The 13004-nt window shown below is 35.1% G+C and carries 14 protein-coding genes; 6 read left to right on the forward strand and 8 right to left on the reverse strand.

Annotated elements, in window-relative coordinates:
• The first annotated feature begins 15 nt into the window (after positions 1–15).
• From FB2170_RS12490 to FB2170_RS12515, 6 genes are all read left to right on the forward strand, one after another.
• Complete coding sequence (locus tag FB2170_RS12490) at positions 16–771, forward strand: polyphosphate polymerase domain-containing protein (RefSeq protein WP_013306931.1); 756 nt, start codon at positions 16–18, stop codon at positions 769–771.
• Position 772: 1 nt separating this feature from the next.
• Entirely contained in the window at positions 773–1378 is a 606-nt protein-coding gene (locus FB2170_RS12495; RefSeq protein ID WP_013306932.1) for a DUF4956 domain-containing protein, read from the forward strand.
• 18 nt (positions 1379–1396) lie between these two features.
• The gene (locus FB2170_RS12500) at positions 1397–2089 is read left to right on the forward strand and encodes a DUF2490 domain-containing protein (RefSeq protein WP_013306933.1); all 693 of its coding nucleotides are present in this window, start codon (positions 1397–1399) and stop codon (positions 2087–2089) included.
• A 425-nt stretch (positions 2090–2514) separates the two neighbouring features.
• Entirely contained in the window at positions 2515–4620 is a 2106-nt protein-coding gene (locus FB2170_RS12505; RefSeq protein ID WP_013306935.1) for an elongation factor G, read from the forward strand.
• A 921-nt stretch (positions 4621–5541) separates the two neighbouring features.
• Positions 5542–6042 carry a hypothetical protein gene (locus FB2170_RS12510; RefSeq protein WP_013306937.1) on the forward strand — a complete coding sequence of 167 codons (501 nt, stop codon included), beginning with the start codon at positions 5542–5544 and terminating at the stop codon, positions 6040–6042.
• 11 nt (positions 6043–6053) lie between these two features.
• Positions 6054–6422: a GerW family sporulation protein gene (locus FB2170_RS12515; RefSeq protein WP_013306938.1), complete on the forward strand. Its 369-nt coding sequence runs from the start codon at positions 6054–6056 to the stop codon at positions 6420–6422.
• A gap of 108 nt (positions 6423–6530) precedes the next feature.
• On the opposite strand, the gene FB2170_RS12520 is transcribed toward FB2170_RS12515, so the two are convergent.
• From FB2170_RS12520 to FB2170_RS12555, 8 genes are all read right to left on the reverse strand, one after another.
• Positions 6531–7574: a porin gene (locus FB2170_RS12520; RefSeq protein WP_013306939.1), complete on the reverse strand. Its 1044-nt coding sequence runs from the start codon at positions 7572–7574 to the stop codon at positions 6531–6533.
• A gap of 21 nt (positions 7575–7595) precedes the next feature.
• Positions 7596–8594 carry a rhodanese-like domain-containing protein gene (locus tag FB2170_RS17060; protein ID WP_013306940.1) on the reverse strand — a complete coding sequence of 333 codons (999 nt, stop codon included), beginning with the start codon at positions 8592–8594 and terminating at the stop codon, positions 7596–7598.
• A gap of 28 nt (positions 8595–8622) precedes the next feature.
• Positions 8623–9600 (reverse strand): rhodanese-like domain-containing protein, encoded by a 978-nt coding sequence (locus FB2170_RS12530; RefSeq protein WP_013306941.1) that lies wholly within the window; start codon positions 9598–9600, stop codon positions 8623–8625.
• A 289-nt stretch (positions 9601–9889) separates the two neighbouring features.
• A complete protein-coding gene (locus FB2170_RS12535; protein ID WP_013306942.1) occupies positions 9890–10537 on the reverse strand; it encodes a Crp/Fnr family transcriptional regulator in 648 nt (215 codons plus the stop codon).
• A gap of 24 nt (positions 10538–10561) precedes the next feature.
• Positions 10562–11173, reverse strand: coding sequence for a rhodanese-like domain-containing protein (locus FB2170_RS12540; RefSeq protein WP_013306943.1), 612 nt, complete (start codon positions 11171–11173; stop codon positions 10562–10564).
• A gap of 10 nt (positions 11174–11183) precedes the next feature.
• On the reverse strand, positions 11184–11849 hold the full coding sequence (locus FB2170_RS12545) for a rhodanese-like domain-containing protein (RefSeq protein WP_013306944.1): 666 nt from the start codon (positions 11847–11849) through the stop codon (positions 11184–11186).
• Between the two features lie 9 nt (positions 11850–11858).
• Entirely contained in the window at positions 11859–12449 is a 591-nt protein-coding gene (locus FB2170_RS12550) for a DUF6691 family protein (RefSeq protein ID WP_013306945.1), read from the reverse strand.
• 19 nt (positions 12450–12468) lie between these two features.
• Complete coding sequence (locus tag FB2170_RS12555; RefSeq protein WP_013306946.1) at positions 12469–12999, reverse strand: YeeE/YedE thiosulfate transporter family protein; 531 nt, start codon at positions 12997–12999, stop codon at positions 12469–12471.
• Positions 13000–13004 lie beyond the last annotated feature (5 nt).

The raw sequence follows: 13004 nt of genomic DNA on the forward strand, positions 1-13004 counted from the left end.
TCAATTATATCAATCATGCAGCAATCGATAACAGACTCAATACACAAATTTGAAGCAATAGGTTTAGAAGCATTGAACAGTGTTGCATTGATGAAACGTACAGATACCAAGTTCATATTGCATGTTTCACGTTTGCCAGAAATACTAGATGCTGTAAAATCAGATTATAGGGCTTTGGAAATTGAGGATAACCGAATAATGACCTATAACACGGTTTATTTTGATACAGACATGAATGATTACTACCATGACCATCATAACGGGAAGGTACGTAGGGTTAAGGTAAGAAAGCGGGTTTATAAGGATTCGAATCTTTGTTTTCTGGAAATAAAAAAGAAAGATGGAAAAGGACGAACAAATAAATTTAGGACGGAGATAGCGTTAGAAGAATTTGAAAATGAATTAAGCCCTAGATCTATGTCTTTTATTAACGAGACCATTGACATAAAGAAGAGTTTGTCAAGGACGATTAATAATTCGTTTAAACGTATTACATTGGCCAATGACAAAGCAAAGGAACGGGTTACCATAGATTTTGATTTGAATTATAAGACCAAGGAGAACAAAAAAGCTTTTGAGCATCTTGCAATTATTGAAGTTAAGCAGGAAAGATTGAATCGTAGATCCCCAATAATAACTGCTCTAAAGAAAATAGGCAATAACCCCTATAAGATAAGTAAGTATTGTATTGGTATGGCTAGTCTTAATAGAAATGTCAAGTACAATAAGTTTAAACAGAAATTATTAAAAATTGAAAACCTAAGCGCGTAATATGGAATTTTTAGACATCCCTTTATTCGATGATGATTTTTACAAAATGCTCTTTCGTTTTGTAATCAATATTGCTTTTTTGTCCTTGATTATCAGGGTTCTCTACTATAAAGGATCAAAGAGAAAAGACTACGTTTTTACATATTATATGATAAGTATAATTGTATTTTTTCTTTGTTTCACCCTTAAAAAATATGAGCTCGATATTGGAATGGCCTTGGGATTATTTGCCATATTTGGAATTATAAGATACCGCACCGATCCCATTGAAATTAAGGAGATGACCTATTTGTTCGTTGTTATTGGGGTATCAGTAATCAATTCTTTGGCGAATAAAAAAATGAGCTATGCCGAGATTTTAGCAGCAAATGCAATTATAGTTTTTGCCATGCTAATGATCGAGCGCGTTTGGCTATTGAAACATGAGGTGTCAAAGCAAATAGTTTATGAAAAAATAGAAAATATAGACCCTAAGAATTATGATTTATTAAAGGCCGATCTTGAAGAGCGAACAGGCCTAACTATAAACAAAGTGACCATCGGGAATATTAATTTTCTAAGAGACACTGCTGTGGTCACAATTTATTATTTTAATGCAAAAAAATAGTTCCATAAAGTATATTCTATGAAATTCAGTAATACAATTATTCTTTTGATATTGGCCATTTTTGTCACCAACATTTCTGTAGGGCAGGAGGCAAATGATGTGGCTTTCTGGTCATCGATTAAAATAGGCTATGAACCCAACAAAGATTGGGAATTCGCTTTAGAGGGTCAGTTGCGTCTAAAGGAAGATATATCTGAGCTTGATGAATATTTTCCAGAGTTAACGGTTACACGAAAGCTGGTCAAAGGACTTAAATTAGGTCTTGGGGCACGATATGTTTTTTTTAATGACAATCGTGGATCTATACAAGGGACTGAAAATCACTTTCGTTTCCATACAGATTTATCATATAAACATGATATACATGATTTAACTCTCCGTTATAGAATTCGTTATCAGAACAAAAACGAATTAGGGGTTTCAGAAGCCGATGGAGATATACCAATACAGCGTGTTCGACTTAAATTAGGAGTTGAATATAATATCCCGAACTGGAAATTAGACCCAGAAATTGCAGGGGAAATTTTCAGTAGATTTAAAAAAGGTGAAGAAAGTGAATTTGACAAGTACAGAATTACTTTGAGCACATCCTATAAAATTAAAAGAGCTGGTAAAATAGGAGCATTTTATCGCTTGGAGAGAGATATACAATCGATTGATCGTTGGTCAATATATATAATCGGCCTAAAATATGGTTATACTTTTGATTAGTGTCCATTACCATAATAATCTTCACTACTGGTTTTTGTAAAATAGCCCTAAACCTATAGCATGCCTTTTACCTAATCAATAAAAGCTTTTTAAAATAGCTTTACTTTGATCCCATTTCACTATTTTTAGTAGGATTCTATTATCATGATAGTTTTGCCTTTAAATGGTTTAGAACCTTTATTTATTTTTTGATATTGACCTTTGATATTCTTGGCCAATTCAAATAAATAGTTGTCCCAAATTAGATTACCTATTGTAAAAAAGCAAAAGTCGATTCCAAGTCTCATCTTGAGGATTTTGATGTAGCGCGTAGAATGGAATTGCACTTAATATAAACTAACATTTGCAGTTAAAAACTAACAAATGTCATGTTATTCGATGTAATGTAATTCTAGATTTGTAACTACAACTTAAATCAATATTCCATGAAAATATACGACGACAAGCACATTAAAAATGTAGTCCTTGTAGGAGCCCATAACTCTGGTAAAACAACCTTGGCAGAGACAATGCTCTTCGAGGCTGGTTTGATTAAAAGAAGGGGAACTGTTGAAGGTTTTAATACGGTTTCTGATTACCATGAAATAGAGCACGCCAGGGGCAATTCGGTATTTGCGACTCCAATGCATACTGAATGGAGGCAGTACAAGATAAATATTATAGATACCCCAGGACTTGATGACTTTATAGGTGAAATTATTTCTTCAATTCGGGTTGCTGACACCATTGTAACCGTTATAAATGGCCAGCATGGAGTAGAGGTAGGTACCGAGATTATTTGGAACTACGTTGATAAATATCAAAAGCCAACCTTATTCGTAATCAATCAAATAGATCACCCCAACGCCAAGTTTGACGAAAGTTACAATAGTCTTAAGAATTTTGTGGGTAGTAACATTATCAAGGTGCAATATCCGATTATGGTTGACGGTGCCCAATGCATTATTGATGTGTTGAAAATGAAAATGTATAAATTTGGACCTGACGGTGGCAAACCAGAGAAATTTCCTATACCTGAGGATCAAAAAGAATTAGCAGATTTGTTGCATAATGAACTTGTGGAAAAGGCTGCAGAAAACGATGAAGAGTTAATGGAGTTGTTTTTTGATAAAGGCACGTTGAATGAAGATGAAATGCGTCAAGGAATAAAAGCTGGGATGCTTAATCATGAGGTTTTTCCGGTGTTCTGTACATCTGGCCTAAATGATATGGGCAGCGGCCGACTTATGGGGTTCATTGATAATGTTGCGCCTTCTGCTGCCGATTTAAAACCTGAACAGAGTGTTGAAGGTAATATAGTAGAACGTAAAACAGACGCTCCGACGGCGCTTTTCGTTTTTAAAACCATACACCAACCAAATTTAGGGCAAATCACATTTTTCAAAGTGAAATCTGGTGAAATCAATCAAAATGATAAATTGGTCAATTCCAGAAATGAGGAAACTGAGATTTTGAATCAGTTGTTTATTATGGATGGTAAGAAACGGGAGTCCGTCACTAAACTTACAGTTGGCGATATTGGTGCTACCTTAAAGTTGAAATACACTGAGACAAATGATACTTTACACGAGGTAGGTAAGCCGATAACCATAAAACCTATCGATTTTCCCGAACCTAGAACTAGAAAATCAATTTCTGCTGTAAACAAAAAAGAAGAGGAAAAGCTCAGTGAAGCTTTAAGGAAAATACATAGCCAAGACCCAACTGTGGATATAGCTTATTCGACGGAATTGAAACAATTGATTTTAGGTTGTCAAGGCGAATTACATTTGGCAACCGTTGATTGGGCTTTAAAGAATGTCTATGGGATTGAAGCCAAGTTTGAACAACCGAAAATTGCATATAGAGAAACTATTCAACGTTCTTCAAATGCTAGTTATAGACATAAAAAACAATCAGGTGGTGCTGGGCAGTTTGCCCAAGTTCATATGAAGATAGAGCCATGGCATGAAGGCATGCCAAAACCTGAGGGATTCAACTTGAGGGGTAGAGAAGAAGTAGATCTTCCATGGGGAGGTAAACTGGTTTTTTATAATTGCATTGTTGGGGGTGTTATTGACACCCGTTATTTACCGGCGATAATGAAGGGTATATTAGAGGTTATGGAAGAAGGTCCTTTGACCGGTTCCTATGTACGTGATGTACGGGTTATGGTTTATGATGGTAAAATGCACTCTGTGGATTCTAATGATATTTCTTTTAAAATAGCTGGTGCCCACGCTTTTAAAGAAGCATTCTTGAATGCAAAACCAAATTTAATGGAGCCTGTTCAGGAACTCACTGTTAAAGTTCCAGAAGAGATGGTGGGTAGTGTTATGACCGATCTTCAATCTCGAAGATCCATAATTCAAGGCATAGATACCAATGGGCATTTTCAAATATTAAAATGTATGGTCCCGGCCGCTGAACTATATGGGTATTCAACCAACTTAAGGTCAATGACGCAAGGTAGAGCCACGTTTAAATCTGTTTTTTCATCATTTCAATCTGTCCCATCAAATGTTCAGAAAGGGCTGGTGAAACAGACATAAAAATAAATTCCTAACCAACCTAAGTAAAGAGGGCACACTTATTAAAAGTGTGCCCTCTTGTTCTATCCCCTCTAAGGATTGGTCAAATAATCTAGCCCTGATTAATGGCTATAATTCCTATATTCTACCCAACGAACTCTTTTACTGTTTTTGAAATTGGAAAAATAAGAATGTTTCCTAGATTCTGTTGGTGTCTGAAGTGTGAATGTTGATCTCATGATATGTTGTTTTTAGTTGTTGTCAATTACTTTTTAATACTATTGGCTAGCGATTATAAGTTCTATATTCTGCCCATCGTACTCTTTTACTGTTTTTGAAGTTTGAAAAATAAGTGTACTTTCTTGCTTCTGTCGGTGTTTTACTGATTGTTGCTTTCATGATTTTTGATTTTTTAATTGATGAATATGGTTCTAAGTTAGCGGCTAAAGTTTCTGTACCCAGCCCATTGAACCCTTTTTGTGCTTTTCAAAGAGGAAAAATATGAGTTTACTCTTGTTTCTGTTGCTGTTCTTCTGATTGATGCTTTCATGATTATATGTTTTTAGTTATTGTTAGCGTTGTTTTTATTTTTAATGTCGTACAGTTTATCTGTGTTCCATCCAAAGCCTAATTGAAAATATACTCTTGGTCTTGTTTGATGTGGATATAATGTTTTCATTTTTATTGTTTTTGATTGGCTTACAACTAATAGACGAGAAGGGATTAGTTTTGTTACAGTACTATGTATAAAAAGGTACTATTTTATATATTATTTAACAATTGTTTATGTAAAAAGAGTAGTAGGAGTGTTGTTATGTTGCTGAACTACAATACCTTATGCAAATTTATTCGTATTTCTTAATAATTGTTAAATAGATAGTGAGATGATATAAATCATTGGAGCGATTCATTTATTGGACTTCATTTGTATCAAAATACTGTATGGTTCTGTTTATTATTCTTGTAGTGCTATGCTTAGTTATCGTGTATCTTCTTTTCGTAAAGCTGGTATTCTTTATAGATACCGCCAATAACGAATATTACATTCAGTTAAAGGGATTGGCCAAAGCATATATAGAACCTGATAAAGAAGAATTGGTTAGGGTGCATATAAAAGCATTATTCATGAATTTCTATATCTATCCATTTGATTATGTTGGAAAGAGTGGGAAGAAAAAAATATCAAAAAAGCATGCGGTTAAAAAGAAAAAAAGCTTTGAATCTAAAAAAATAGTACGCTTACTGCAGACATTTAAAGTCAATAAGTTTTTAATTGATATAGATACGGGCAATTGTATTACAAATGCTAAACTTTACCCTATGTTTTCTGCACTAAACCACCACATAGGGCATTTCAGAATCAATTTTTATGGAAATAATCAACTAGTGCTTCATATGCAAAACCGACCCATAAATATCATCAAAACAATTATTAACACTTAAATCTTATAATTATGGAATTACATTTTGAAGAATTATTAGGACAGATTACAGATTTTATGAAAACTGAAGCCAACACGGAAACAGTAGTTGGTAAGCAATTTGATCTAGGTGAGTTCAAATGTGTACCTGTTATAAAAGTAGGTATGGGATTTGGATCTGGTGGAGGTGAAGGCACTGAAGCCAAAGCAAAGACCGGTCAAGGAATAGGGGCCGGTGCCGGCGTTGGAATAGAACCAATAGGTTTCCTAGTTACCAAAGATGAACAAATATCTTTCCTTGAAGCAGGCAAATCACATGGTTTAGCTGCTGCTTTCGAGAAAGTTCCTGATTTAATAGAAAAAATTTCGAAAAACAGGATGAAAGAAGAAGCAACGGTTTAAATGTTTCTTATGTTTTAAAGTGGTGCTAGGTTGGTTATCAAAAAAAAGAGGCTTTTTACAAAAAGCCTCTTTTCTTCTTTCAACTTAAACAACTAAAACAAAAACTCACTAAAATCTTACTTGTAACTGTGCCAGTAACATGTCATTATCAATATTGATATGTGTTTCAATATGTGCTTGATAGTTTACTTGCAACCTTATTTTATCATTTAAAAAGTAATTGAATCCAAATGTCATCATTTCTTGATACCCAATTTCCTTAATATCAATATTAGGATCAAAATACTCATACTTTAAAACAGGTTGTAGCTTCCATTCGGTATCATAAGATGCCATAATATAGGCACCGTCGCGCTTTTCACCAAGTTCTACGGGTGTAGCCCCACAACCACCGCCAGCAGCTCGGTTATAATCACCCTCATCATAAATATATTCACCTTGAACCTTTAAATTATTGAATTTCAAAGCCATTTCACCACCAAATGTAGTTCGTGAATCACCATTTGTGTTTGGGTAACCATATCTAAAACTACCACCCAGTGTTAAAAAATCAGTTAATTTATAGGTAGCTCTACCAACAACATCTTTATTTGTATTGTTATCGACAACACCTAAACCTCTTCCATTCATTATGGCTAATGCATAATTGAGTTTGGTGTATTTATTACCACCGAACAATCCGATACCAAAATCTCTTTGAGGTGCGACCAATTGGTCCGCTACTATAGATCTATCAATAGTAGTAAGACTATGGCAAGCTGTTGCCACCTCTAAGCTAAACGGCTGTTTAAATGAACCTAATGAGATTTTTGCCCAGTTATACTTGTCATAAGTAATGAATGCATCCATGATGTAAGCATCACCTGAACTACCAATAAATGGGCTGGTTTCTAGCATAAAATAGTAGGAGAAATCCTCATAGGCTCTTCCTCTAACACCTATTCTAGCTCTCTTGAACTTAAAGGTACTTTCACCCGGGTTGGAAAAAGTATAGTCATATTGGGACTGTAAGTACCCAAATAAGACCGGTTTGTTCGCATTTAGTGAATCGCTTCCAGAACCTGGGAGATCACCTTCGCATCCTTGTGAAAATGCATTGTTATTAAAGCATATTAATGCAATCACAAGTATATAAAACATTTTATTTGTCATAACATTCAATTTTAAACCTGATTAATTGACAAGAGGTAAACTTTTAGGGTTACTATCTGCGCCCCACTGGTTTTTTGTAAAAGCCTGATTTGAGTTGAACATACCGTTCATACCAAATGTTAAGCTATAGGCATCATACCCCAAAACTCTTAAACAGGCTGTCATTACAGCAGAAGTCTGGCCCGTGTAGCAGTATGTCACAACCTGTGCGTTTGGGTCTGGATCAAGATTTGAATGACCACCATCTGCAAACGTAAGTGGTAATATTCTATAAGCCCCATCTATGTGGCCAAAGCCAGTGTAGTCAGCTTCACTAAAATAATTATTGATGAAATAATTACTTGGAGAACTCAATACTTCCCCTCCAGAAACTGTTTTAAAACCAGCGGCAACCACTTGTTCAACACGTTCCATTAGAATTTGTGCTCCATCGGTGGAAAAACTTGAAATCACCGGGTCAGCAAATACCTCTGGAGTTGGTGCATTTCCAAAAGTCCAATTAGAATGTCCATCGGCGTCATTACCAATATTATTGTTCCAAGGACCAGAAGTTGTTCCATTCCAACCACTCATTCCCCATTTAAGGGCCCTCGTATGTGAATAGCCATATAAGCGCATTAAACCTGTAGCATAACACGCTGTTTGTCCTGTATAACATACAACCAATACAGGTTTTGAAGTTGAAGCAGCCTCCGTTAAAATGTCAGTAAAAGGTACATTCTTGGCGCCTTGAATATGATTGGTAAGGAAGTCAGTATTCTTTCTTATATCAATAATGTGGTATTTTGAAAGAAATGCATCTAAATCAGCATCCGCTGGTGCTGCAACCACAAATTTTTCACCATCAGGGTTGGTAAGAATATTATCAATATCCAGGTCATTGGATACAATGTGGTCTTTCAATAGAGTAAAGGCGGCAACTGAATTTTCATCTGTAATGTCATCACCTCTATCGCAAGAGACAAGTAATAATGCGGGCACCATTAACAGTGCAACTAAGTACAATGATATTTTTTTCATGATTTATTAATTTGTTAGATTACTTTTTTTATTCGATTACTGGGAACATGTTTATTTCCTTTTTAGTAAATGCATCTCCACCTGTTTTCTTAAGCAGTGTATTCATAAAGCCATTTTCGCCATAGGCAAGGTTACCAGCATCATATCCTAAAACATTGAGATAGGCTACAACATAAGCTGCTTTTTGCCCTGTTTCTTCATAAACCACAACCTTTTCATCTATTGGAAGTGTAATAAGATCTTTTGTTATTGAAGCGTTAGGGTGATAGTGCAAGGATCCAGGAATATGTCCATCACATTTTGCCTCATCCCAATAATTGATAATGTAGAAATTGCTAGGGTCAGCAAATAGGTCTTCGGATTTAATGATATATTCTTTATAAGGAACGGCAAATAACTCTTCTAGGCGAACATTTAGAATTTCTTTGGCATCAGTCTTACCCGTATTTAGGGTAGGGTGCTCACCTTTTTCCTCTTTGACCTTTTCATCTACCTCTAAATTGGTTGCAAAATCATTGCTTGTATTTTTTAACCAAGTACCCTCGGCGAAGTCCTCTCTCCACGAGCTCATTCCCCATTTCATGCTATAAGCATTATCATAACCTGCCAATCGTAAAAGACTTGTAAAATAGGCTGCAGATTGACCGGAATAACATACCAATACAATTTGTTCAAATTCCTCAGGGTTGATTTTCGTTTTGAAATAGTCCAATAAATCTGAGGAAGCTACATTAGCTGCATTTTTTATATGGCCATATTCAAACCAACTATCAGTTCGTATATCTATAATATGTTGCTTGGGGTTCTTAAGATTCTTCCTAACCTCATCAGCCATAATTATCGGAAATCCATCTCCTTGTAAATAACTGGCATTGGTCTCTAAATATTCTAAAAGAATCTCAAATTCCCCAGGAGGATTATTGTCACGATTGGCATTCTTAAAACTACTTGAGATTGCTGCCGAAAAAAATAACAGCGCCACAATGAGTATTGACTTTTTTTTCATAATGTAAGTGTTTATAATTTAATGCGTTATCTACGCTTATTTGATTATAAAATTAGAGTTAGAACGCTCCTATTTTTATGACTATTGTCAGCTTTTTGCAATACATAATCGTTCAAGGAATGTAACATTTGTTACATCGGAAAATAGGTAATAAACTAGAGTTTACGCATGATTTATGCGCTGCTGTACGAAGTTTTTTAACAAGAAGTGAAGTGGGTCAAAAGCAAGGCAAAGAAGTTATTAAACTTGCTGAAATAGGATAAATGAAAAAAACGAAAAAAGATTAAAATTAAGCTACTATTATTATGTTTCTACCAAGCTTAACTCTGCCTTTTCGCTCAAGTTTTTTTAGTATTCTTGAAACACACACTCTTGATGTGTTTAAATCATGGGCAATTTTTTGATGGGTAATGTTCAAAAATTTATCCTGCGCCAATTTCGCTTCATATTTGAGATATTTCAAAATTCTCTTATCAAGTTTTTTGAATGCAAGATTTTCTATTACTTCCACCATTTCCAGAAGTCTTTCATTATAGCGATCGATCATAAAAACACGCCATGATCCATATTTAATCAACCAATCTTCAATTTTGTCTACGGGGACTAAAATGCAGTCCAGATCCCTTTCAACGGTTCCCCGAAAAATGCTCCGCTTTTTATGGATACAATTTGCAAATGAAATGGCACACGTACTTTGGTGTTCCAAAAAATACAGGAGAATCTCATCACCATTATCATCTTCTCTAACAATTTTGATGACACCATCGATAACAAGAGGAATATGGGTAATTTCATCTCCTATGTCAATAAAACGAATACCTTCCTCCATTTTTTTTTGGATTCCGATTTCTGCAATTTCATTGATTAGTGCTTCTTCAAAAATAGAACCATAGTGTTCATTCAATTTCTCCCTCAGTATTATTTTATCATTTTCCATAACTATGATTTTCTTCTATTTTTTTCAGCAACCGCCCTCTGGTTTCTTTTTCTTCTTTTTCTTTATTGGCACCACCTTTTTAGGAGTTCTTTTTACTACTTTTTTTACTATGGGTGTTTTTTTTGGAGCTTCTTTTTTAAAAATATCCACGTAATTGGCTATGGGCTTTTCAAACTCATAGTTTTGGACCTTTAGCTCATTATCAACCAAGGCTGTTTGCGCACCTAACAATTTTGCATTATCAAAACCAAGTTCATACAGGATCATCCAAGCACTATTGGCATCAATTGGATCTTTGCCATAGATAATTACTGGAATGTTGTTTTCTCTGAATTTTTTGAATAATTCAATGTTCTTTGCATCTAAAATTTCTGCAGTGGGTATATTGATTGCGTCGCTTATATGACTTTTATCAAAATCAAATCTGCTTCTTACATCAATAAGCACGTTATCAGTATTTTTTAATTCTGGAATAGCAACTAAGTAATCCTTTGTCTTTAAAATTTCAAGCGTTTCCAATTGAGTTTTTCCATAGACATTTGTAGGTTTTCTAAAGGTTAGAAAACCAATGACAATGATTAGAATGAACAATACTGTCGAAATTGATATTCTTTTAGTTTTTTCGAGTTCTTTCATTTTATACTATTTAGCAACCGCCCTCAGGCTTTCTTTTTTTCTTTTTCTTAATAGGCACTACCTTTTTCACCACTTTCTTTTTGGGTTTTGGTTTTATTACTTTTTGCTCAGGACGTTTTATTCCAACTCCAAAATACTGCGCTGCTGCGATTCGAAAGTCTCTAAGAACAAAAGCTTCATTTGACATATCTTCGGTAGGTTTTGAAGGGTTTAGTATGGTATTATACCATTCGTTAATTCCACCTTTCAGTACATGAAGGTTTTTATAGCCCGATCTCGTAAGTAACAACCATGCTTGATCTGAGGTGAAATTTTCGTTGGAAAAAAGAACTATTTCATACTGATCTTGATCAAAGTACCCCTCATAATCCTCGTTCAATATATTTTCAAAAGGAATATTAATTGAATTTGACAATGTGTATTTACTATATTCTTTTTCTTGCCTTAAATCTACCAAAACAATTGATGGGTCTTTGTTAATGATTTTGTCAGCAAGTACATCTGAGGTGATGTAGCGTTCAGGATTTATTACTTGGGCCAACAGATCTTCGGCAGTAATGGTTTCATTTTTTTCATAGGTAGGTAGAAATAATAATCCCAAGGCCAGAATGAACATAACTGAAGCCAGGATAATATATCTTTTTGATAATATTTTTGCAAGATTTCTATTGATCATAATGTAGTTTTAATAGAATATTTTACTAACTCGTTTCCTAATTATATCAGCGATAAAGAATGCTACTAGGGCCATAATGGTAACTGCAAATATTATCCAACTTGCGGGAAGCTCGAGACTTTCGGCAAGTGTAATATTACCTAGGTAAGAATCATTGTAGAGACTTTCAAAACCTCCGAATGCTTCGGAAAAAATCAATACACCTACCATTATGCCAAGCACATAAACCCAAGCATCCAACTTACCAATGGCAACAGCACATAGACTTGTGCCCGGACAAAAACCTCCCGTTATGAAACCTAACCCCATTATTGCTCCACCAACTATTGCGCCCCATATATACGTCGGGTGTACATATAACATTGACATATCTACCCACCCTAAATAATCCATATAATATAAACCGATTACGGAGACTATAGCCGCCGTAAAAAACACTTTTAGGACTGCAAAGTCATAGCCATAAAATACACCAGCAAGTTTCCTAGAAGACGAAAAACCGGATGATTCAAGAATAAACCCGAACACCAAACCAATCAACAAAGCGATAACAATGTTCCATTCGTAGGAAAGATATTCATTAGGTATCAATGGTCCCATAGTTTTATTTTTTTAGTGATTAAATCCAATTTTTTCTAAAGAAATATGCAAACAGGTAGGCAGTGCCAAAAATTGCTAACATGGTAATGAACCCACCAGTTGATAAAACTGCCATTCCACTCAGTGCCGCGCCGCTGGTACAGCCTCTGGCAATTTGGGCTCCCAATCCGAACAAAACACCTCCAATTAAAGCAAAGACCAATCTACGTCTTGATGTAATTTTGGGCGAATGTTGAATCCTAAAACCAATTCTACCCGCCAAGGATCCCGATAAAAAAGCCCCGGCCAATATTCCAATAGTTTCAAAAACAAGCCAATTGTTCATTGGTGACTTACCCTCTTCAATAAACCTGCTGAAATAGGCATTGTTCTTGGCATGTTCGTGTGATACTTGATCAACAATGGTGACAACGCTGCTTTTCATTACCCCACTGGCACCCAATCCTCTTCCAGTCATATAAAATGTGAATATGATTAAGAGACCGAGTAAGAACCCCCCGAAATATGGGTTCCAATATACATGCCTGTTATCTTCAATGACTTTTTTCATAAATT

Origin of the sequence: Maribacter sp. HTCC2170, assembly GCF_000153165.2 — a bacterium.
In the GTDB taxonomy this organism is placed as follows: Bacteria; Bacteroidota; Bacteroidia; order Flavobacteriales; family Flavobacteriaceae; genus Maribacter_A.